The 23,248-nt window shown below is 42.5% G+C and carries 19 protein-coding genes; 13 read left to right on the plus strand and 6 right to left on the minus strand.

The window, feature by feature from the left end; translation table 11 throughout:
* The first annotated feature begins 25 nt into the window (after positions 1-25).
* Entirely contained in the window at positions 26-523 is a 498-nt protein-coding gene (locus ACN0QW_RS18250) for a MarR family winged helix-turn-helix transcriptional regulator (protein WP_417433543.1), read from the plus strand.
* Between the two features lie 3 nt (positions 524-526).
* Positions 527-1,180, plus strand: coding sequence for a maleylacetoacetate isomerase (maiA, locus tag ACN0QW_RS18255; protein WP_417433545.1), 654 nt, complete (start codon positions 527-529; stop codon positions 1,178-1,180).
* An 82-nt stretch (positions 1,181-1,262) separates the two neighbouring features.
* On the opposite strand, the gene hppD is transcribed toward maiA, so the two are convergent.
* Entirely contained in the window at positions 1,263-2,366 is a 1,104-nt protein-coding gene (gene hppD, locus ACN0QW_RS18260) for a 4-hydroxyphenylpyruvate dioxygenase (protein WP_417433547.1), read from the minus strand.
* A 438-nt stretch (positions 2,367-2,804) separates the two neighbouring features.
* Here hppD and ACN0QW_RS18265 point away from each other — a divergent pair, with 438 nt between their 5' ends.
* The 6 genes from ACN0QW_RS18265 to ACN0QW_RS18290 all read left to right on the plus strand — a co-directional run bounded on the left by ACN0QW_RS18265 (position 2,805) and on the right by ACN0QW_RS18290 (position 10,888).
* Positions 2,805-3,701, plus strand: a complete 897-nt coding sequence (locus tag ACN0QW_RS18265; RefSeq protein WP_417433549.1) for a ribokinase — start codon at positions 2,805-2,807, stop codon at positions 3,699-3,701.
* 4 nt (positions 3,702-3,705) lie between these two features.
* The gene (locus ACN0QW_RS18270; protein WP_417433551.1) at positions 3,706-4,659 is read left to right on the plus strand and encodes a nucleoside hydrolase; all 954 of its coding nucleotides are present in this window, start codon (positions 3,706-3,708) and stop codon (positions 4,657-4,659) included.
* A gap of 201 nt (positions 4,660-4,860) precedes the next feature.
* Positions 4,861-7,632, plus strand: coding sequence for a xanthine dehydrogenase family protein molybdopterin-binding subunit (locus tag ACN0QW_RS18275; protein ID WP_417433553.1), 2,772 nt, complete (start codon positions 4,861-4,863; stop codon positions 7,630-7,632).
* Positions 7,625-8,140: a (2Fe-2S)-binding protein gene (locus ACN0QW_RS18280; protein WP_299379690.1), complete on the plus strand. Its 516-nt coding sequence runs from the start codon at positions 7,625-7,627 to the stop codon at positions 8,138-8,140. The genes ACN0QW_RS18275 and ACN0QW_RS18280 overlap by 8 nt, the downstream gene beginning before the upstream one ends.
* A complete protein-coding gene (locus ACN0QW_RS18285; protein WP_299379693.1) occupies positions 8,137-9,144 on the plus strand; it encodes a hypothetical protein in 1,008 nt (335 codons plus the stop codon). Before ACN0QW_RS18280 ends, ACN0QW_RS18285 begins: the two co-directional genes overlap by 4 nt.
* A gap of 181 nt (positions 9,145-9,325) precedes the next feature.
* Entirely contained in the window at positions 9,326-10,888 is a 1,563-nt protein-coding gene (locus ACN0QW_RS18290) for an alkaline phosphatase family protein (RefSeq protein ID WP_417433555.1), read from the plus strand.
* 89 nt (positions 10,889-10,977) lie between these two features.
* On the opposite strand, the gene ACN0QW_RS18295 is transcribed toward ACN0QW_RS18290, so the two are convergent.
* On the minus strand, positions 10,978-13,302 hold the full coding sequence (locus ACN0QW_RS18295; protein WP_417433557.1) for a methyl-accepting chemotaxis protein: 2,325 nt from the start codon (positions 13,300-13,302) through the stop codon (positions 10,978-10,980).
* Positions 13,303-13,787: 485 nt separating this feature from the next.
* Between ACN0QW_RS18295 and ACN0QW_RS18300 the strand changes: the two genes are divergently transcribed.
* Together ACN0QW_RS18300 and ACN0QW_RS18305 are read left to right on the plus strand one after the other, a co-directional pair.
* The gene (locus tag ACN0QW_RS18300) at positions 13,788-15,383 is read left to right on the plus strand and encodes a peptidoglycan DD-metalloendopeptidase family protein (protein WP_417433559.1); all 1,596 of its coding nucleotides are present in this window, start codon (positions 13,788-13,790) and stop codon (positions 15,381-15,383) included.
* Entirely contained in the window at positions 15,364-16,029 is a 666-nt protein-coding gene (locus tag ACN0QW_RS18305; protein ID WP_417433561.1) for a bactofilin family protein, read from the plus strand. The genes ACN0QW_RS18300 and ACN0QW_RS18305 overlap by 20 nt, the downstream gene beginning before the upstream one ends.
* Here the strand turns inward: ACN0QW_RS18305 and ACN0QW_RS18310 are convergent.
* From ACN0QW_RS18310 to ACN0QW_RS18320, 3 genes are all read right to left on the minus strand, one after another.
* Positions 16,026-17,009 carry a threonine ammonia-lyase gene (locus ACN0QW_RS18310; RefSeq protein WP_417433563.1) on the minus strand — a complete coding sequence of 328 codons (984 nt, stop codon included), beginning with the start codon at positions 17,007-17,009 and terminating at the stop codon, positions 16,026-16,028. The two genes, ACN0QW_RS18305 and ACN0QW_RS18310, sit on opposite strands and share 4 nt — an antisense overlap.
* Positions 17,010-17,031: 22 nt before the next feature.
* Positions 17,032-17,715, minus strand: a complete 684-nt coding sequence (locus ACN0QW_RS18315) for a haloacid dehalogenase type II (RefSeq protein WP_417433565.1) — start codon at positions 17,713-17,715, stop codon at positions 17,032-17,034.
* A 121-nt stretch (positions 17,716-17,836) separates the two neighbouring features.
* Positions 17,837-19,906: a lytic transglycosylase domain-containing protein gene (locus ACN0QW_RS18320; RefSeq protein WP_417433567.1), complete on the minus strand. Its 2,070-nt coding sequence runs from the start codon at positions 19,904-19,906 to the stop codon at positions 17,837-17,839.
* A 251-nt stretch (positions 19,907-20,157) separates the two neighbouring features.
* On the opposite strand from ACN0QW_RS18320, the gene dapA reads away from it, so the two are divergent.
* Both dapA and smpB read left to right on the plus strand, forming a co-directional pair.
* On the plus strand, positions 20,158-21,051 hold the full coding sequence (gene dapA / locus ACN0QW_RS18325) for a 4-hydroxy-tetrahydrodipicolinate synthase (RefSeq protein WP_417433569.1): 894 nt from the start codon (positions 20,158-20,160) through the stop codon (positions 21,049-21,051).
* A gap of 4 nt (positions 21,052-21,055) precedes the next feature.
* Positions 21,056-21,544: an SsrA-binding protein SmpB gene (smpB, locus tag ACN0QW_RS18330; RefSeq protein ID WP_299379264.1), complete on the plus strand. Its 489-nt coding sequence runs from the start codon at positions 21,056-21,058 to the stop codon at positions 21,542-21,544.
* Positions 21,545-21,630: 86 nt separating this feature from the next.
* On the opposite strand, the gene ACN0QW_RS18335 is transcribed toward smpB, so the two are convergent.
* Positions 21,631-22,290, minus strand: coding sequence for an NYN domain-containing protein (locus ACN0QW_RS18335; protein WP_299379265.1), 660 nt, complete (start codon positions 22,288-22,290; stop codon positions 21,631-21,633).
* Between the two features lie 375 nt (positions 22,291-22,665).
* Between ACN0QW_RS18335 and folK the strand changes: the two genes are divergently transcribed.
* Entirely contained in the window at positions 22,666-23,178 is a 513-nt protein-coding gene (folK, locus tag ACN0QW_RS18340) for a 2-amino-4-hydroxy-6-hydroxymethyldihydropteridine diphosphokinase (RefSeq protein WP_417433571.1), read from the plus strand.
* Positions 23,179-23,248 lie beyond the last annotated feature (70 nt).

Consider the following 23,248-nt stretch of genomic DNA (forward strand, 5'->3'; position numbering starts at 1 on the left):
TTAAAAACGTGGCGAATAAGACGAAATGACAGATCAAAAAACAACGAACCCAGATAATGAAGTTTTAGATTTAAAAGACTTCTTTCCTTATAAAGTCCGTGTTTTTTACCGCTCAGTAAGTCAATCCGTTGCCGAGGTTTATACAAAGTCCAAAGGGCTGACTGTTTATCAATGGCGTGTAATGGTTGTTTTGGGTAATAGCCAACCACTTTCTGCCAGCGAAGTAGTCGACTATTCCAGTTTGGATAAGGTTCAGGTTAGCAGAGCAATTAAGGGACTATTGGAAAGAGAATTCATAGAACGTCATGTGGATGACCTTGATAAGCGTAAGGTGAATTTACTTTTGACCGAGAAGGGTAATGACACGCTTCAGGAACTTATCCCGCTTGTCCTAAAACGTGAGCAGGAAATCCTTAATGGTCTGAGTGACGGTGAAAAAGAAACGCTAGAGAACCTTATGGCTCGTGTGTTGAAAAACGCAGATAAATGCTTCGGCGCAGATAAACTGGTCGAGGATATCTAATTTATGAAACTCTATAGCTATTGGAGATCAACGGCGGCTTACCGTGTTCGAATTGCTTTAAACCTCAAAAAAGTTGAATACGACATAATCCCTGTTCACCTTGTTAGAAACGGCGGTGAACAGTTGGGTAATAAATATAAAGAAATAAATCCGCAGAAACTCGTCCCAGCTTTGGAAACAAAAGAAAACGAGATACTAACGCAGTCGATGGCAATCATCGAGTATCTGGATGAAACTCTACCCCAGCATAAGTTATTACCAGATAATGCCGCGGATAGAGCGTTTATAAGAAGTTTATCCCAACTGGTCTGTTGCGACATTCACCCGATAAATAATTTACGGGTTCTAAAGTATTTAGCAGGGGAAATGTTACTTTCTCAAGATCAGAAATCCACTTGGTATGCGCATTGGGTTCTAGAGGGATTATCAGCGTTTGAGCAACGTTTGAAAACACGTCAGTCAGAGGGGCGATATTGTTTTGGCTCTGAACCGGGGATGGCTGATTGCTGCCTGATTTCGCAACTTTATAATGCGCATCGTTTTGATATACCCGTTACTGATTTTCCTGAAATAAGAAGAATTGAAGAACACTGTCTCAAACTAGAATCCTTCGATAAAGCCCGTCCAGAAAACCAGATGGATGCAGAATGCGCATAAAAATAAGCAAAAGACTGTTATCAAAACTAAAAGGGCGCTGATTATAAAATCAAGCGCCCTTTATTTTTTTGACGATAAGAGTTTAGTCTGTTTTTAGCACGCCGCGATTAACCTGATCGCGTTCGATTGATTCAAACAGGGCTTTAAAGTTACCTTCGCCAAATCCGTCATCACCTTTACGCTGAATGATTTCGATAAAAGCTGGGCCGATCACGCACTTGGTAAAGATTTGAAGCAAAAGACGCGGATCGCCAGCTTCAGTTGCGCCATCCAATAGGATACCGAGTTTTTTAAGTTTTTCCGGATCTTCGCCATGACCGGGGAGGCGTTCATCCAGCATTTCGTAGTAGGTCTCTGGAGGTGCATCCATAAACTCAACACCATTGGCGCGCATATCTGATATTGTTTTGTAAATATCCGGTGTTGTTAACGCGATATGCTGAATACCTTCGCCATTAAACTTCATAAGATATTCTTCGATCTGGCCTTTTCCTGCGGAAGACTCTTCGTTCAGTGGAATACGAATTTTACCATCAGGTGCCGTCATCGCTTTCGATGTTAGACCTGTGTACTCGCCCTTAATATCAAAGAAACGAATTTCTTTGAAGTTGAAGAACTTCTCATAAAATTCAGCCCAATAGGCCATGCGACCACGATATACATTATGGGTAAGGTGATCGATGATATCCATGCCATAGCCAACAGGATTTTTCTCAACACCCGGTAAGTACTCAAAATCGATATCGTAAATGCTAGAGCCATCTTCGTATCGATCAATTAAATATACCGGTGCGCCGCCAATCCCTTTGATTGCCGGAAGTTTGAGTTCCATTGGACCGCAAGGAATATCCAGTGGCTGCGCGCCGAGATCCAGAGCTCTGTTATAAGCTTGGTGTGCGTTATCCACTCTGAATGCCATACCACAGGGGGAAGGGCCGTGCTCTTCTGCAAAATAATAGGCCGGGCTGTTTTTTTCTTTGTTCAGGATAAAGTTTGTGTTGCCTTGACGATAGAGATCAACATCTTTTGAACGATGTTTTGCAACAAGCGTAAAGCCAATTGTTGTAAATAGATCAATAAGAACCTGCGGATCTGGAGCAGCGAACTCTACAAATTCAAAGCCATTCAGGCCCATTGGATTATCAAACAAATCTGAACGTTCAGCCATTTTGTTCATTGTGGTCATCTTTTTTATCCATAGAAAGTAATCAAAATTAGGGTGTTTCTAACTTTGTTACTGAGGGGATCCTCTGGATAAGCCTCTGTTTTCATTGGATAGAGTTTGCCCTATTGTCATTACTATATAGGGGGCAAGAATTTTTGTGCGTGCCATCAGGCGAAAAGCACAAACAGCATAACTAAGGGTCGTTTTTATACGGTGATACTTCTTCATCGTGTGTAACCCTTGGTTAAGTTAAATAAGATAATAGTTTCATTTGAAATTATATTGATAAGTAGTTTGATAGTCAATAATAACAAGGGATATCGGTGATAATATTCTAAGACATTGGTGGTTTGTTTAAACAGGATAAAATCAAAAATTTTACCAGCCAGAAAATTATTGTCTGGCTTTTATGGACCTGTGTATGATCAGCTAACTATTGCATTATTCAGAAAGAGTTTCGTGAAGCACAATACAATTATCAACATTGGTTCGATAAACGTCGATCACGTCTATCGTGTTCCTTATTTTGTGAAACCGGGTGAAACCTTATCAAGCAAGTCTTATCAACGGGTTTTAGGTGGGAAGGGCGCGAACCAGTCTGTTGCCCTAGCCAGAGCCGGTGAATCTGTGAAGCATATTGGCGTGATTGGTGATGATCATACCTGGATCATTGAAGAACTGAAATCTTCAAAAATTGATACGTCAGCGATCGAAGTTGGATCTGTTGCAACAGGACATGCTTTAATTCAGGTCGATGATAATGCAGAAAACTGTATTTTACTTTTTGCAGGCGCTAATCATGAACTCAGTATGGATAATTTATCTGACAAGCTGACAAAGGTTGAAAAAGGAGACTGGGTCCTTTTTCAAAATGAAATGCCTAATCTGGATAAGATGATTTCATTGGCTAAAGAAAAGGGGGCGCGCATTGCTGTTAATCCTGCGCCCTTTGACGGTGCAGCAAAAGAAATCGATTATGATCTCGTGGATTTGTTGATTGTAAATGATCTGGAAGCAGAAGAACTTGCAAAAACAAAGTGTCAGGGAGATTTGAGCAAACTTGCCGAACTTTGCCCAGTGGTTATTATAACCAGAGGTACGCAAGGCGCCATTTGCTATTCTGCAAATGAAACAATTGAAGTTTCGTCGTTTAAAGTTGAGGCCGTTGATACAACAGGGGCGGGAGATACCTTCGTCGGATATATACTATCCTCTATTTCACAAGAATTATCTTTAAAAGACGCGATGTTAAGGGCCAGTGCTGCTTCGGCATTAGCGGTGACAAAACCCGGCGCTTCAGTTGCCATTCCAACCTCTGCCGAGGTGAAACAATTTTTAGAGACAATAAGTGATTAATAAAATGAAAAATCCTGTTATTTTTGATACCGATCCCGGGATTGATGATGCTTTTGCAATACATCATGCCCTTTATCATCCTGAAATTAACCTGATTGGTTTGACGACTGTTTTTGGAAACGTTCCAGTAGAGACCGCCGCCAAGAACGCAAAAATTCTGGTGGAAATGGCTGGTCAGGATATTCCCGTTTTTCAAGGTGCTTCTGGTCCTCTTGTGGCACCTCATAAAGGCTTTCCAGACTTTATTCACGGGGCTGATGGTTTTGGCGATATTAACTTGCCTGATCCCAAGGGTGCTATTGAAAAGATATATGCTCCGCAGTTCATAATTGATGCAGTACGCAAACAGCCGGGCGAAGTAACCATTATTGCCGTTGGGCCTTTAACAAATTTGGCAATGGCGCTTCGTATGGCACCAGATATTGCCCCCTTAGTTAAAGAAGTCATTATTATGGGCGGTGCGGCCAAAGAATATGGAAACGTTTCTGCTGTTGCAGAAGCGAACATATTCAACGATCCCCATGCGGCGGATATCGTATTTCGGGCTGACTGGCCCATGGTCATGGCGGGGCTTGATGTTACCCATCAAGTTACCTTACACAGAAAAGAAGCTGAAGAACTCGCTCAAAAAGTACCTAGAATTGGTGGTTTTTTGCTTGATGCAGCAGATTTATATTTCAAATTCTATAATGGCGCATTTGGAATCGATGGGTGTTATTTCCATGACCCCTGTGCAACGGCATACTATGTAAATCCTGAACTGTTTGGGTCAATTGAAGCAACTGTACGCGTAAGCTGTGAAGGACCAGCTTTTGGGCAAACCTTGATAAAACCTAAGGGGCACCCCGGACCTTCAACCGAATGGGATGGTTGTCGTAACCACAAGATTTTAATGCACGTCAAAGATACAGAAATAAAAGGCGAAGTTTTAGGGACAATTGCCAAGTTCGCCGACTAAAATTTGCAAGTAAATATTTCTTGCTATCATTCGTAAATAACCAAAGGCGTTATCATTATTGATGACGCCTTTGGCTTATTCCCTTATTAAGGGAATAATAATTACAAAATTTTACTAATAATAAACAGTTAAAGTGCTTCACTAGGAACTCGAAGGTAAGAGGTAAATCAATTACCCATAATCTTTTCTCAGGGGGAATTCATGAAAAATACCGCGTTTTCTATGACGCGTCGAAGTTTCATTAAAACCGTAGCAGGGGTATCGTTTACCGTAAACATGATCCCCGTCACAGAGCTGCTTGCGGATGAAACGGACGAGATAACATCCTTAAATAGTGGCGATTGGTCAAAATCACCCGGAAAAGCCCGGTATAGGGTTGATGGATTGGTCAAAGTTACGGGGCAGAAAGTTTTTGCCCGTGATTATCATGCGTGGAATTTGCCTGGGTGGCCCAAAGAAGAACGTCCGGTGATGATTGTCAGGGCGACGGATGTTAACAATCCATTCAAAGCTTTAGACCTGTCTTTAATCCCAGAGAATGCTCAACCTATAGAAGTTCTTTACGGCGAAAAGATTATCAGTGAAGTCCTGCGTCCGAATAAGTTACAGGATCAGGAAGAGCCAGAAAACCAACCTCTCATGCAGGATGTCAAAGTTAAAAGGCCGAGTGCGCTGACTTGGCCCTTTATTGTCTCTAAGGGCAAGCGAGCAAGTTTTTATGGCCAGCCTGTGGCTTTTTTGATCTTTAAGGATCGTAAAGATTATAGAGCGACCAAAAAAGCGATCCAGTTTAATTCTGATTTTGTTATTTATGACAAAAAACCAAGAAACAAACCCGTATTTCCTTTTAATCCTCTGACAAATTACGTCCGTGTAGCATCAAATGAAAAAGGAAAAGACGTCTTTTCCTACGCGCAAAATGGAGGGGATAATAATTATTCGGAACAAGCTTTGGTGCATAGAGTTCGCATCCAAGAACAAATGGCTTCTGGAGAATGGAAAACCTATGACACCAGTTGCTCCATGCAGGCAATGGACCCCATGTTTATGGAGCCAGAGAATGGACTTGGTTGGTATGATGCTGCGAATAAAACCCTGAACTTATTGGTCGGCACGCAATCTCCTGACGGGGATATGACTGACGTGCTGGAGATGTTTACTGGGGATAACCCCGTCGTTCAAGTCGAGACTGTCAATATCATTTCGTGTTATCCTGGTGGTGGCTTTGGCGGGCGAGACAGCTCTGTCTTTACCTTAAACCTTGCAATTGCAGCCGCTTATGCAGGCGGAAAACCGATCCGGTTGGCATACGATCGCTTTGAGCAATTTCAAGCCGGGCTAAAGCGTCATGCTTGCGAATTGACTGAAAGTCTGTCTGTTGACGATGAAGGTAAAATCCAGGCTCTGAATGTGATGATGTCTTTTGACGGTGGCGGGAGAGAAAATCTGAGCCCATGGGTAGCCCAGCTTGCCGGATTATGCGCAGGCGGGTCTTATAGTATCCCCCGTGCTGCTATTAATTCTAACGCGATGTATTCAAAAAATATATCCGGGGGATCACAACGCGGTTTTGGCGGACCACAAGCATTCTTTGCCATTGAGACCCTTCTTGATGAGGTTGCAAAAGACAATCGCTGGGATCCTATAGAGCTCCGACGTAAGAACACTCTCGATGAATATGACAATACTGTCGTTGGTGGACCTATAACAGAAAAGCTACGTCTGCACGAAATTCTCGATAAGTCCGAAAATCATGATATCTGGCAGAACCAGAAAAAAGAAAAGGAACGTTGGCGCAAGGATGGCCTTTTGTATGGTGTTGGTTTTGCAATGTCCATGCAGGCTTTTGGTACTTCTGGTGATGGCCTTATCGGTTATGTAGAGCTTGATCGTTCAGGTCTGTTGACGGTGAAAACAAATGCCGTTGATATGGGGAATGGTTCTGCAACAACACTCGCCGTATCAACGGCAGATCATTTGGGGCGCAATGCGTCAAAAATTGACATGGGTAACCCAGATTTATTTCCTGTACTCAAGATGAATACTGCAAGTAAAGGATCGTGGAAAGAACCTGATTGGACAGCAAACGGGGTTGGGTCGTCCAGTGCTTGTCTTACGGCTTTTCACCAGGTGCATGCCATTAATCAAGCTTCGAAGGTCCTATTTGACACGGCTATCGTTCCTGTTGCTCGAGAGATATTTGGATTACCAAATATTCCCGCAGATGATTTAATCTGGGAAAATGAGCGACTATACGCAAAAGACATGGATCTCCCTCCAATCCCTATGGATATTATTGCGGATGTTATTTATCGTTCAGGACGTGTTAAAGCGGCTCTTGTTCACGCATATTTTCAAGAAAATTGGGTAAAGGCTGATTTTGATGTTAAGGGCATTACCCATAATTGGGAAATTGATGGTCTAGCTGTTTATTCGTCGGGTCAAAGCACGCCTGAAATTATCCGACGCATTGCAAATAGTGGTGTTTATCCATCACCAGCATCGTCCCGCTATTCCCGAACAACATTTGCGCCTTGTGGGAATATCATCGGTTTAACGGTTGACCCTGTTTCCGGGGAAGCTGTTGTTCGAAAATCTTTATCAATTCTAAACGCAGGTAAAATTATCACGGAAGAGTTAGTGTCAGGACAAAGTCAGGGCGGTGTTGCAATGGCCATCGGTTATAGTTTGTTAGAAGATATGCCACCGGGGTTGGGCGGGCCAGCAGATGGAGACTGGAACCTCAATCAATATTTCGTCCCCCGTGCTGGTGATGTGGCGCTAGACGGTCAGGAACTCATTACCCTTGAACCTCTCAAACATGACAAAACGGGCAAGGGTATTGCAGAAGCTGTGATGTGTTCTGTGGCCCCGGCAATATCAAATGCTTTGTATGATGCAACGGGGGTGCGGTTCAGTGATCTCCCCATAACAGCAGAAAAAATTCGCAAGGGGATGGATAAAAATGGCTGATATCTCTTTTTCCGTAAATGGTAAAACGGTTCATGCCTCAAAGGAAGAGGCTGATTTACCGCTCATTGATTTTCTACAGGAAGATTTAAATCTGACAGGCACAAAATTTTGTTGCGGTATTGGTGTCTGTCGCGCCTGTACCGTATCTGTCCGGCGACAACCTGGGGCACCGTCAGAGCCAATGATTGCTTGCTCAACACCCTTGTCTTCCTTGTCTGGGGTCGAAGTCTATACAGTAGAAAGCGTTGCCGAGGATGGTAAATTACATCCTTTACAACAAGAGTTTTTGGATCATTTTTCTTTTCAGTGTGGCTACTGCACACCCGGTTTTTTGATGGCGGCAATGACCTTATGGGATCGATTAACGGATAATCCCATTCCAAGGTCTTCGTTGGATAAAGTTGTCGATGATGCCTTGAAAGATCATATCTGCAGATGTACAGGCTATATTCGATATTATGAGGCCGTTAAGGCTGCCATTCTCAAGCAGCCGGGGATGGTGGCATGATGAAAACATTCCTTAAAAGCGTTTCCGGTGCATCACTCCTTTTTCTTCTTAGCTGTACCCCAAGCGATCAGCCGAAACAGCAACAAGAAGGGCAGGATCTGGCATCTTATGGAAATATGTGTGCCGAAGCGATAAGAGATCTTCCAGCCTTTAATTGTCAGACGGGTACGATGATTCCAATCACTATTAATGGTGGGGAGACACCTGATAAATACTATAAGGACATGGATTGTGATCGTCCGTCGTTATTACCCCTAGGCAAAGATGCTGATGGACAGTGTGTTCCTTATTCACGGGTGCTCGATCTATCAGAAGGTGATAATCAAGTTGCTGTTCTGTGCAGGCAAAAGAAAATCAGAACAGCAAGCAGTATTTATTACGATGAAATCGATGTTGTAGCACACTCAGCTAAAGATGGTAGTACTTGCTGGTTTCAAGCCACAGGCTCAAACGGACTTCCCATTGATGGGTCTTTGGTACCATCGCCGATGAAAAAGGCACCCTTTGAGGACTATGAAGAGGCCAAACAGTTCTGGAATACACCTAAAGAAGTCTCAGACGACGGTTGCGGAAATTGTCATGATAATGACCCCTTTATGTATAGTCCTTTTATTGGGCAAGTCTGGGACAAAGTTCCGACAGACCCAGAAGGCTGGTATAAACACCTGGGCCGGGATTTTCAAAAGTGGCAACCAATTTCTTTAAGTACTCGTGACAACACTTGTGTCGGGTGTCACCGTCTTGGTGTTGATTTCACCAGCGGTCAGGCCACCGAAGAAGCCGTGGGAATGGCGGATATTCCCAATGCCAACGCCTGGGCTCAAACCTATCCTGCGTCTCATTTTATGCCCGTAGGAAATTTTCATTCCGAAGCGCAATGGAATGTGATTTACGCCAAATCAGTGTCTGAAATCCTCAGCTGTCATGAGGCCTATCAAGATGATGACAAAGATGAATTGGCAAAGTTAGGCTGTATGCTTGACCCCATAGGTGGTAAACCCTGATGTGAAAAAGCCCTGCTTATGCGGGGCTTTTTTTATGAATATATTTCACTGTAATTATTATAAAAAATTCATTGTTGTGGCTTGGTCAGTAATGGCAAAGTGGATCTATACTTGTGCAGAGAACAAGCTTTTAAATAAGAGCAATTGAATAGTCGCCAATCCGTTTAGTTTCGGTGAAAACATGACAGACAAAGAAATTAGAAACATCCTACTTATTTCTGTGGATCAATGGCGCGGGGAGTGTCTTTCATCTGCGGGGCATATGGTACAGACACCCAATTTGGATAAATTGGCCTCGGATGGCCTAGCTTTTAGAAAGCACTATACGCAGTGTGTTCCTTGTGGCCCTTCCAGAACGTCGCTGTTAACGTCTATGTACGCAATGAACCATCGTCATGTGTCAAATGGAACGCCGTTGGATGCGACCTTTACCAATATTGCGTTAGAAGCGCGTAAAAAGGGATACGAGCCAACACTCTATGGCTATACGGATACGCCCGTTGATCCCAGAGGCCGTGATAAAAATGATCCTGATTTAAAAACGTATTGCGGGGTGATGCCCGGTTTTAAAGTTGGATCTTTGGTCAGCGAGGAAATGGCTGTTGACTGGTTCGGGGAATTGGAAGCCAAAGGATATCAACTACCAGAGAACCAGTTTGATATTACAATCGGTCAAAATGATTATCCTGATGTAGAGACGAGGGGGCTGAGTTATGCACCTCCAGGTTATGATAAGGATAGCAGTGATACTGCTTTTATCGCTGATAAGCTTATCAACTATATTAATATCCACAAAGATCCCTGGTTTCTTCACGGTGTTTTCCTGAGGCCGCATCCCCCTTTGTTTGCGCCTGAACCTTACAATACAATGTATAACCCCGAAGACATTGCAATACCGCATCGTGCAAAGGATGTCGAGACAGAGAAAGCGCAACATCCATATTTGGATTTTGCTCTGGATAACATGGCCAAGGTCGGCGCTTATATGGGGCACGAGGAAAATGTCCGTGACCTTCCTGATCATGAAATTAGACAAATGAGAGCCGCTTATTATGGTTTGATTTCTGAGGTTGATGATCAGATAGGTCGCGTTATTCAAGCGCTTAAAGATACTAACCAGTATGACAAGACTCTCATTGTATTCACTTCTGATCACGCGGAACAACTTGGCGATCACTGGCTGTGGGGGAAACTCGGTTACTTTGACGAGAGTTGCCATATTCCCTTGATCATCAGAGATCCCAGAAAAGAAGCAAATCCATCACGCGGGCAGGTCATTGATAATCATTTTACAGAAGCTGTCGATATTATGCCGACCGTTCTTGACGTGATGGGAATGAAGCCACCCATGCAGTGTGACGGGCACTCTTTGCGACCTTTCATTGAAGGAAATGAACCTGATAAATGGCGCCGTGAGGTGCATTGGGAAGTGGATTTTCGAGATTTGAAGACGTACAAAGCAGAAGAAAAATTCGGCTTAACAAGTGATCAATGCGTGATGACAATCATTCGGGATGATAATTATAAATATGTTCACTTTACAACTCTTCCACCACTGTTGTTTGATCTGAAAAAAGATCCGGATGAAACGGTTAATCGCGCTGAAGGCCCAGACTACACTTCCATTGTGTTATCATATACTCAGAAGATGATCAGCTGGCGTCAGAACTATGTCGCGCGACGTATGAGCCATATTCAATTGACGCCTGATGGTGTTTTAGAGAGAGAATACAGCAGAGTTTAAGAGAAGATAAAGAATTTTACCGTGCATAAAGAAAGGCGATGATTAAATAAATCATCGCCTTTTAATTTGGAAGATAGCTGTAACTTTCTCTATCCAGCTTGGTCTAGATGTTTCTGATATTCGGATAAGCGTTCACTTAGTTTTTCTGCTTCCTCGGCAAGTTCTTTTGAGGTTCCAAGAAGACTTTGTGCTGAACTGCCTGTATTTATTGACTGTTGGTGTACATCATTTACCAGATCAACAATCTGTCTTGATCCCTGCGCCATACTTTCAATGTTCTTGGCAATTTCACCAGCAGCACGATCTTGTTCGTTAATAGAATCTGATATCTTATTCTGAGTTTCGCCAACCTGATGCATGACGGTATCAATTGATTCCATTTTATCTGTTGTGGCCTGGGCATGTACCTGTAGTTCTTTAATCATTGCCGCTACCTGATCTGTCGCAGAAGCTGTTTGTTCAGCAAGGGCCTTCACCTCAGAAGCAACAACACCAAACCCTCTACCAGCTTCGCCAGCTCTTGCTGCTTCGATTGTCGCATTCATAGCCAAGATCTTGGTTTGATTGGTGATCGTAGTAATCAATTCATTAATCTGGTTGATCTTGTCACTGGAACTACGTAGTTGGGTCACCGTTTCAGATGCTTGTGTTAGGTGACTTAAGGCCTCTGTTGATGTGCTTCTTGCGTGATCAGATTCAGTATTAATTGTCCTGATATCATGAGACATTGTTTCCGTTGTCTGGGTCACTCCTTGTGCTGAATCATAACCACTTTGTGCAAGTTGCTGTGTATTTTCTGCTTGCTGGGTAACGGTCTGTGATTGTGTATTCAAAGACGTCGATGTCTCTTCAACATTCTTTGACAAGGCGCTCACTCGGTCAGCAACGCGCTGAACACTACTGATCAATTCACTTGCCGCTTGTTTATTACTTTCACGATCCGTCACATCAAGCCAAGTCAGCATACAGGCTTTGAATTCACCAGCATTATCCATCACAGCGGATGCTGATACTTCCAGTTGACGACCTTGGAAGATAACCAAACGTGTCATGGGCAGATTTTCCGGCGTAGTCAGCTCATTAAATTCTGCTTCATCAAGCTGAAAGAAATTGCCGGTTGTTTCTGTTAAATCACTATCTGTGTTTTCAGGATTGATAAAACTTCTGGCTTTGAGGTTTGCAAAAGAAAGCGTACCTTCCAGATCAATCATTACGGTAGACATGGGGCTTGTTTCAACCATGTTTTGCAGTTGAAAGACTTGGGCAACGCTATTGCTGAGTTGATCCAATGCGGTTGCCATGGTTCTGAATTCGTCAGGCCCCACAGTTGGCGGGGTAATATCAACTTCGCCTTCGCTGATGGATGTCATCGCTTTGGCAAAGGATTTTAGCTTACCAAAAACGGCAAATCGCAGCATAAGGAAAGCAATAAGCCAGGTTGTTAGGAAAACGCCAGCGAGTACTTTAATTGCATCCTCAGTTAATTGTTGAGATCCTTCGGCAAAGTCACTTACGTCACGTACCAAAGTCGCCTTTGCCCAAATAGTATCGTATGTACCCGTTATTGTCGTTGTAATATATGCTGTTGACCCATCTAGTTTTAGGCCGTCTTTTAATGTGAGGCTGTCGACTTTGGTTTCTGTTGTTTTGTCATTTGCTTCAGGTTCATTTGCCTCTTCAGTATCAGTTGTTTCAGTTCCTTCCTCTGTTTCGGAAGAAGAGACCTCCTTGTGACTGTTTTCTTGGAATGCAAATCCTGTTTCGCTAGAAGGGTCATAAATTGTAACATCAGCTCCTAATGTTTCACTAATTCCTTCAAGGTACTGCATGGGGTCAGTAACCAGTTCAACAAAGCCAGCAACCTTAAATCCACCAATAGGGAAGATTGTTGAATGAACTGGTCTTCCATTTGGATCAGTCCAAATATAAGAAATAGGTTTCCGTTTGGCTTTTTTATCTCGTGCTTTTAGCTCTTCTAGTATTGTTTCGTTATTTGTAATACGCCCATCTTGTGATGACGTAATCAGTACCATATCCGGATTGTAAAAGTGTGTTGAAATTAGGGAAATTTCACCAGTTTGGATTTCTTTGTTGTCGCGGTACCATTTATCAAACGTTGCAATTTCTTCTGGATCGTTGGTCTTCATCGCTTTGACGAGATGTGCATATCTGGCCCAGTCGGAACCCAGCGTATAGAGCTTGGGTTCGTAGGTCTGAACGACCCGTTCAAGCACCATAAGCTGAAATTGAGAACTACTTTCTTTCTGCAATGTATCCAGAGAGAAATTTTTATATTTCTCAAAAGACCAAAACTGGGCTGCTACAATTGCTGCTGAGGCCAATAGACCGATCAAAAAAAGAATTTTACGTAAAGTCCATATTGTGGACTTTTGATGGTCCCCCGACCCAAGCATGATTTTTATCCCTATTATGATTATCTAATGCGCTTATTTTTGTCGTAAACAAATTTGTTCATATAAGTGTTGCCATATCGTAAATAAAATGTCGTTTATTAATTTATTCACTGTTTTCTGCAGAAAATGCTCTTTAAAAATAAAGGGGCTGTACCAGATAACTAGCCATTTTATGTTCAAAGAAGTTGTTGCAAGTGAGTTTTTGTCGTTGTTGTTGTCTGGTTAATGTTATTTTTCTATTAACCTTTTAATATCATAATGTTTTTTTGTATTATTTATGAAGGGATTAGCTTCCCTTGTAACAAGTCGGAGCATTGAAATGCTTCCTGTTGTACAGACAAATATACGTTGCTCGCGGTTTCTCTTTGAAAGAAGTGAAATCATGATGTATAAATTCGCCCAGAATTATTTGCCATCCTATATACAAAAATTCCGCTACGGGGTATTTTGTAGAAATACAATCGAGAAGGTAAGAGGGGGGAAGAATGGACGTGCATGAGTTCGCGCGAAAAGCAAAACTTAAAGTTGACCAGGTTTTTGCTCAGCGTGAAATCCATATCCGTTCCCATGATCAGGTTAAGTTTATTCGCCTGACACCTAGGTTTCAGAAGACTATTGCAACCAGTGTTCTTGCTCTAACAGGATGGATTGCGTTCTCTTCTGGAACGATGTTCTATACGGAACAAAGACTTGCGCAAAAAGATACAATCATTGAAGAACAAAAGCTCAACTATTTTGATCTTTTACAGCAAGTTGGTGAGTATCACACCCAGTTCTCTAAAATTACAAATGATCTGCAGGAAAACCAGGATCAACTTATCAGTCTTCTTGATGGTAATGAGGTTGATACGGATGAAAACACCAAAGTTGTTAGCCTTAAAAACTCTGAAAACGAGCGCGCACGTGTCGCTTTAGCTCGACAGGTTTTGGAAGACAAGCTTGATCAGTTCGAAGATGATTTAGAGACGATTGCAGGACAAAGCGCAGCTTTAGAAACTCAAGCTAAACAATTACGTCGGGTTTTGGCTACTTCGGAAGAAGAGAGGTTTAAGTCTGCTGAAGCTGGTAAAATGCTCGGCGGTAAACTTCTGAAACTTCAAGAAGAACTTGCGTCTGTTACTTCGGCAAAAGAAGAATTGGAAGTTAATAAAGTTACAATTCTGGCAAATGTCGAAAATCTGGAAGCTGAAATTGTCAGCTTAAAGGGGCAGATTGCCGAAAAAGACGAACTTTTTGATGAACAGCAAGCTCAAATGTCTTCCTTGATGGAGGCAAGAAGAGTTGCAGACAAATCATCAAAAGAAGCCAGAGATAAATTTATAGAGCAGGCTTCTATCCTTGATATGTATCGTGAGGATAATGAAGGCCTGGAGGATCAGGTCGGTCAGCTTCAGAATTCACTTATTGAAGTATCCAACATCCAACGTGAACTTGTTGACCGACTAACAGAACGTTCAAAATATAGTTTAGGTGTTATTGAAAAAACAGTTGAGATGACGGGGCTTAATCTGGATACCCTCCTTGGGTCAGAGGATTTGAATACAGGTCAGGGCGGGCCATATATACCTGTCGATGAAATACAAGAAAGTGCAGATTTTGAAGAATCTGTTAATTTACTGGATATGCAACTAACGCGCTGGGAAAATCTGCAAGAAGTTGTTGCTAAGTTACCGTTGACGACGCCAATTGATCAATATCGTATCACCAGTTCGTTTGGTAAACGTCGCGATCCGGTTACAGGTAAGACTTCTGTACATAATGGCCTTGATATGGCTGCGCCGATGAAATCGTCCGTTTATGCCCCAGCGCCTGGTAAGGTTGTTTATTCTGGTTGGCGTGGACGTTATGGCCGTATGGTTGAGATTGATCATGGAAATGGTATCCGTACTCGTTACGCTCACCTTAGAAAGTTGCTCGTAAAGCAAGGTCAGGAAGTTTCTCATAGAGAGAAGATTGCGCTTCTTGGTAATTCTGGACGGAGCACAGGGCCTCACGTTCATTATGAAGTGCTTTATAATAATAAGCCCGTAGATCCCCGTAAATTTATTTTGGCAGGTAGACATGTTTTCAAAGTCCAGTAAAACAAACACAAAAGTTGCCACTACAACTGATACTCCTAAAAAACTTACACCTTCGGGGATACCTTCTATTTTGAGTCCTGATTTAAGCCTGGTTGGCGATTTAACCTCTACAGGTGATTTGCAAATTGATGGGAATGTACAGGGTGATGTAATTTGCCGTGCAGTTACAATTGGTGAAAAAGCGGTTGTAACCGGTTCTGTCAAAGCTGATGAAGTCCGAGTTTGCGGGATGGTAAGCGGACAGCTAAATGCTGATACAATTACCCTGGCAAGCACAGCTAAGGTTGTTGGTGATATATTACATAAATCAATAGCGATAGAAGCTGGTGCCCAAGTTGAGGGACAGTTCAGACGTATCTCTGATAAACCTGAACAATCGTCAAAACCTTCTGTCAGCACTCTTCCTGAAGCAACAACGGCAAAAATTTCACCGCCAACAAATGTGAATAGTGGCCCTGTAAGTGCTGTCGATGGCGGAGCATCGGTATCTTCATCTGCTCAACCTTCGACAGCTTCTTCATCTACCAATGGATCAGGTGTTACTCCTGCTGCGGCGCCTTTGAGTGAAGTTAAGTCAGAGGATAAAAAGGAGGAAAAGAAATCAAGTATATATGGTGCCTCTTCCTCGTGGAATAACTCGAATTAGCTCTCTAGACATATTTTAAAAGTTGAAGGGTCAACGTTCCCCCCGGACAGGGTAAGAGCGATGGCCTTTTTCTTTGTTGGTAGCTTGTTGTGCAGTACTGCAGCCAAAGCAACCGCACCACCAGGTTCGACAACAAGTTTAAGTGTTTTAAAGGCAAATTTAACTGCTGCTTTTACCTCTTGATCTGTAACGACAAGACCTTCTTCCAATAACTCACTGCAAAGCGAAAAGGGTATCTTGCCGGGAGTAGGAGTTAAAACTGCATCACAAATAGATCTGGCATTCGGATCATTGCTTACACGCTTTCCTGCTTTCAAGGATCTGGACATATCGTCAAATCCCATGGGTTCAGCAGAATAGATTTTGGTACTTTTGGATTTCTCTTTAATCGCAAGAGCAATACCGGATGTCAAACCTCCACCACCAAAGCAAGAAACCATGGCGTCTAGAATAATGCCTTTATCTGATAATTGCTCAATAATCTCTGTGCCGCATGTACCTTGGCCCGCAATAATAAGGGGGTGATCATAAGGGGGGATTAACAGGGCACCTGTGGAATTTATAATCTCAGCACCAATTGCTTCCCGATCTTCATTGAAGCGATCATAAAGGATGACCTTTGCTCCATAAGAACGTGTGTTTTCTATTTTAATTTCAGGGGCATCGCTCGGCATTATTATTGTGGCTTTGGCGTTAAGTAACTTAGATGCATAAGCTACGCCTTGGGCATGGTTTCCAGATGAAAATGTCAGAAGCCCCTGTTCTTTCTGCTTCTGAGATAACGTGCAGATGAAATTATAAGCTCCTCTGAATTTGAAGGAGCCTGTATGCTGTAGAACTTCAGCTTTTAGGAAAATACGCCCGCCAGTAATATGGTTTAACTCGGCATTTTCGATAAGCGGTGTATAGATTGCTATTTCGTGCAGGTTCTCACGGGCCTTACAAATATCGTTGTAAGTTGGAAGTGCTATCGATGACATTGTCAGTAATTCCAAATAAATATTAGGTGTTGAGCTGGTAGAGTTGCTTTAGTTCAGAAAGGCTATCAATTATAAATTCAGGCCTGCCAGGTAAAACTTCTGGCGGTCGCTTAAAACGATTGATCCATGCCACTCTAAAGCCAAAATAATTTGCTCCGGCGACATCCCAAGCGTTTGCGGAAACAAATAGTATCTCATCAGGCTGACACTCCACGTAATCAGTTGCCAATTTATATACTAGTGGGCTCGGTTTATAGATACGTACATCATCTATTGAAATCGCTTTATTGAGAAGCGGTTGGAGGCCTGAATTTTTTATAGATTTATCCAGCATTTCCTGAGATCCGTTGCTCAGCACAAGCGTTGTGTATTTATATTTATTTATTTCTTTTAAAGTGCTTAGTGCATCTTGATAAGCTGTTAACTCAAGATATAAAGACATCAATCGTGCATGCAAATCGTGATCTTCCATATCGTGATATTTCAGTGCATAGGTGAGGGCGTCTGAGGTTACCGTCCAAAAATCACTATGTGCTTCCATCAGGCTACGGAGCCAGGAATATTCCAATTGTTTTGTGCGCCAGATATCTGAAATGCTTTGTGCATCAGGTCCAAGTTCTTCTGATAATTTACGAACTGCTGAATGCACGTCTAGAAGGGTACCATAAGCATCAAATACAAATGCCTTGATGTCTGGATTTGTCATGTCAGATAACCGTAAGAGAATGAATGCAGAAAAGCCTTAAGCGTATTTTATCATGTCTAGGCTAAGGAAATTTGTGGATTTTAGTAACAGATCCTAGGATTAATGGGAAAAACAGCGGTTCTTAGCCACCAGAGTTTGTGTGTCCCCACAAAGAAAAAGGAAGATTGCCCGTAATTGCCGTATTTGTCTGTTCTAATTTGTTGCGGTACATGACGTGGCTTTCCAGAATTCTTTGGACGTAGTTTCTGGTTTCATTAAAGGGGATTTGTTCCATCCAGTCGATAATGTTGACATTTGCATGTCTGGGGTCTCCGTAATCTTTAACCCATTTACGAACGCGGTGAGGACCCGCATTGTAGCCCGCTAGTGCCATAACATACGATCCATCAAATGATCCTATTAAGTCAGATAAGTAGGCCGTGCCAAGTTGTATGTTATAAGTGGGATCATCTGTTAGCTGGCGCTTTTTATAGGATAGCTTTTCCTTTTTTGCGACAGATTTAGCTGTGGCGGGCATAAGTTGCATTAAGCCCCGTGCACCTGCATGGCTGATTGCTTTGTGATTAAATTCACTTTCTTGTCTGATGAGCGCTAAAACAAGCGCAGGATCAGCATGAGAATCTTTAATTGTATCAATTTGCATCTCTGGATATAGGAGATCTGGCAAAAGGATTCCCTTTTGTCGGGCAGATTTAGCTGTTCTCAAGGCAATATTTGGGTGAGAAACTTTGTTTGCCAATTCTGCGGCCAGTATATGATCTTCGTCAGTCTGTGCATCCAGACGCAAACGAGTCAAAAAGGTTATGACCAATTTATCTTGATCTAGTTGGTCCAGAAGTTTTATTGCACGAACAATTTTCTTGTCATTAAATATGCCTTGTTGGACGGGCTCTATTTTCTTGGTTGAATCGTGTATGACAGGTTCTTGACCAAGCTCATAGTTTGCCTGTTGTCCATAAAAGGTTGTTTGATATGTTGCCGCTAGACTGTACCAACGAGTTGCCCAGTCATCATGGCCGATATCTTTTGCGGCTCGACCCGCCCAATAAGACGCTCTCGCTTTACTGATTGGAGATTTAACACCGTTATAAAGTTGGTGAAAATGTGTATAAGCCCTGCGGGGCATGGACAATTTTCTGAGGGCTATCCAACCAGAAAGAAATTCACCTTCGGCAAAGCCAACGCCTTGTGTCAGGCCATGTCCGGAAGCAATACGATATGCTTTTTCATAATCTCTTTGTACAAGAACCTTTCTTGCTGCCCAATGCCGGATAGGCCACCATTTCTCGGCTTGTCTTGCTGTTGGTATCGGTGGATCAAGAAGTTCAATGGTTTCTTGGTTCCTGTCGGCTTTTAATCTCCATCTGGCGCGAGCATAGATCAAAGAGGGATCATTTTTCAATTTAGCGGAAACTCGATTGATCAAACCATCTACATTTCCTTTACCTGTAAGCAGTGCGATTCTTGCTTTTCCAAGGTTTTTATAATCGCTGGGCACACGGGATAATTGTCGTTGAGCTGCAACAAAATGTTTGTTCCAAATCAAGATATCAAGTCGATCAATGTGATCTTGTACTGTAATTAATGACTGGTATTTATTGATAAATTTTTTCTCGTCTGTTTTTCCTAAATATTGCTGTATCCAGAAATTTTTGACAGTGCTTTCCAGTTTTCCGTTTTGACCGGTTGCTTTAAGTGAAGAGGTATATCTGGTTAGGCCGTAATAGCTTCTAGGCGCTTTGTCTTTGAACCAGGTTAGGATTTGTTGATCAGAAAACGAATCAGGGAGAACCTTTTCTGCGTTACGCGTCAGCTTTGCTTGTCGTGGCCAATTCAAAGGTTCGTCTGTAAATTTAGCAAGAGCTTCAAAATCTCGCGTAGCGCCGTCATTTGAATAGATCATCCAAAGGGCAATATCCCGCATAAGAGAATTTTGAATTTTTTTAGCTTGTGCTTGGGCGCGCGTGTATTGCTTTTGAGTGACGTGTTGAGCAACCGACTTAAAGGCTGCTTTATCGGTCATAAAATCTTTTGTCGTTGCTGCTGTATTTGCTTCAGCATCCCGGATTAATGGAGACATTTGAAATGCATAGGGCGTATCCTGTAGCACATCAATACTTCCTAGAATCCCGATGATCCCGATTATTTTTAATGATTTTTTTTTCCGAAGCCGGCGCGTAAATTCAAACATGATCAAACCTTAACAGTCACTCGCGGTTGTGACCACAAAAGGATGATCACAAAATAGACAGCCGCGATTCTATTCTTAAATTTGGCGTTAAATTCGCAAATATTTAACAAGGATATCCCTAAACTATTAAAGAAATAACACCGAAGCCTTTATTTGGCCTTTTCGCAATGCAAATCTGTCGCTATTCTCCGCCATTCATTAAGGCATTCGGCCCTTTTGACAACGCAACGATGATATTTTGAGGTATCGCTATGACCGGCCCGCTTTTTAGAGGCTCTTTTCCTGCTCTCGCAACACCCATGCTCGAAAATGGTGATGTTGACGAGAAACGGTTTCAGAACTTCGTACAGTGGCAGATCGATCAAGGGAGCCAGGCGGTATGCCCCGTCGGAACTACGGGGGAATCGCCAACCCTAGGTCACGACGAACATAAACGTGTAACAGAACTCTGTCTTGAAGTTGCAAAGGGCAAGGTGCCAGTTATTGCTGGTGCCGGTTCAAACTCTACACGTGAAGCCATTGATTTCACCCGCCACGCTCAAGAAGTAGGCGCTGATGCTGCTCTTGTTGTAACCCCTTATTACAACAAGCCTTCTCAAGAAGGGCTTTATCAACACTTTAAGGCTATTCACGACAATACAGATATACCGATCATCCTTTACGATGTACCTGGTCGCAGTATTGTGAATATTGATGTCGACACAGTTAAACGGCTTTCCGAATTGCCGCGTATTCAGGGTATCAAAGATGCTACTGCAGACTTGGCATTGCCTGTAAGAACTCGTTTAGCCTGCGGTGATGACTTCACATTGTTGAGTGGTGAAGATGCGACAATCGTGCCTTTCCTTTCTCTTGGTGGTCATGGATGCATTTCTGTGACGGCGAATATTGCCCCAAAACTTTGCTCGGAATTACATGAAGCATGGTGGGCTGGTGATTATGAGAAGGTAAGCAAGATTAATGATATTCTAACACCTCTGCATGAAGTGTTGTTTATTGAATCAAGTCCGGGGCCTGTGAAATATGGTATGCATCTTTTGGGGTGGGGAGCTAATCGGTTACGCTTGCCACTTCTTGCCGTAAGCAAAGAGACTGAAGATCGTGTTCGTGCTGCTATGGTGCATGCAGGATTAATCGACGGTTAGATAGATGGCTAAGTCAAAAAAGAAAAGCACTTCTTCTGGTAAGGGAAATACGGTCGCGGTTAACCGCCGCGCCCGTTATGACTATAATATTGAGGACACCCTGGAAGCTGGTCTGGTTCTGACTGGAACAGAGGTAAAGTCCCTGCGTACAGGTAAGGCGTCGATACAAGAGGCCTATGCCAGCGAAGAAGATGGCGAGTTCTTTTTGATCAATGCGAATATACCTGTTTACGAAGCCGCTAACCGTTTTAATCACGAGCCGAAACGACATCGTAAATTGCTTGTTCATCGCAAAGAACTCGCAAAGTTGATCGGTATGTGTCGGCGAGACGGGTACACAATTGTGCCGATGTCTCTCTATTTTAACGACAGGGGGATTGCCAAAATCAATCTTGGTTTTGCCCGTGGTAAAAAAGCGGTTGATAAGCGTCACACAGAAAAAGAGAGAGATTGGAAGCGTCAACAATCTCGCATTCTAAAAGATCGCGGATAAAAGTTTCTGTTTTCTGTCTCATAAAAAAAAGAGCCACCCGGTAAATTGGGTGGCTCTTTTTTTTGGGGAGTTAACAAGGTGAAGCATTAATCTCTATCATCGACTTCATCATAATCATCGTCATCGTCGTAATATTCATCATCATAGTCATCTTCATCAGCGGGCTGCTGATCCAGTGCCTGAATGGGCGTCGGGGGCGTCGGGCGATTATGATCAGAAACTTTGCGGCCAACTTCGCTTTTGAGCTCAATTAAGTCGAGGAAGATATCTGCTTGGCGTCGAAGTTCATCAGCTATCATAGATGGTTGACTGCGGACGGTAGAGACAACAGTTACCTTAACGCCTTTTCGTTGAACGGCTTCGATAAGGCGGCGGAAATCACCGTCTCCGGAAAACAGAACAATGTGTTCAATATGCTCAGACATTTCCATGACATCAATTGCCAGTTCAATGTCCATATTTCCTTTGATCTTTTTACGACCAGCAGCGTCGGTAAACTCTTTGGCTGGCTTTGTCACCATGGTGTACCCATTGTAGTCCAGCCAATCGACGAGGGGACGTATCGGTGAGTATTCCTGATCTTCAATGAGTGCTGTGTAATAAAAGGCGCGTACTAAACTACATTGCTCAGCGAACAATGACAAAAGCCTTTTGTAATCAATATCAAATCCCAGTGCACGCGCTGTGGCATATAAGTTAGATCCGTCAATAAATAGGGCTACGCGTTCCTGAGGATAAAATTGCATTTTTAAATCCTTAAAAAAATATATTTAAAAAATGTCCAGAATATAAATTAACGATGATAAATACCGAGATATTTTTTTAGTAACAGATCTCGTGAAGTTATATTCTTTTCTTATTGATACGAGCTTACTCTTTTTTGTTCATCTATCAATAATCAAATTAAAGTAAAAAGACATTAAAAGGTAATTAAAATTATTATTTTAGCTATTTTTTTTAGTTACAAATATGACCTTCTAATTTTACAAGCATTACTCCGATAATTACACCTTCCGATTGTGGGTAACTTGGCCAAGCTATTATCAATTCTGTATTAAGTTTGGTGTCGATGTGATATTGAACTAATAAGTCAGAATGAAAATCGTTAAGGTAGTAACCAAGTGATCATTATTGCAATAGGGGCCAACCTCAAGAGTCCTAAGTATGGCCTTCCTATGCAAACGTGTAAGGAAGCTCTTATTAGACTGGAGGAGCTTGGGGCTGAAATCGTAAAACAATCAAGGTGGTTGAAAACGGCGCCAGTACCGATTTCTGATGCCCCGTGGTATGTGAATGCTGTTGCACAAATTAAAACCGATTTAGGCCCAAACGAGCTGTTGAATTTACTGCATCGCATTGAAGATGAGTTTGGTCGCGTTAGGCCTTTTGTTAACGCCCCGCGCATACTTGATCTGGACTTGATCGCCTATGACGATTTTATAAGCACGCCGGGGGATCATCTTATTGTTCCCCATCCTCGCATGCATGAACGAGCTTTTGTCCTTTTGCCTTTGTTGGATATTGATGAAGGCTGGCTTCATCCGATAATGGGAAAGACAGCTAAAGAGCTTTCAACGGCAATACCAGTTGATCAGGAAACAATTGAATATTCTGATAATTCTTCTGAAAATTAATCCGCATTGTTAAAGCAAAGTTTTTTAGCGGATTTATGTTGATTATCCTTGCGTTTCCATGGACTGCTTC

The organism is Kiloniella sp., assembly GCF_048259265.1.
GTDB lineage: Bacteria > Pseudomonadota > Alphaproteobacteria > Kiloniellales > Kiloniellaceae > Kiloniella.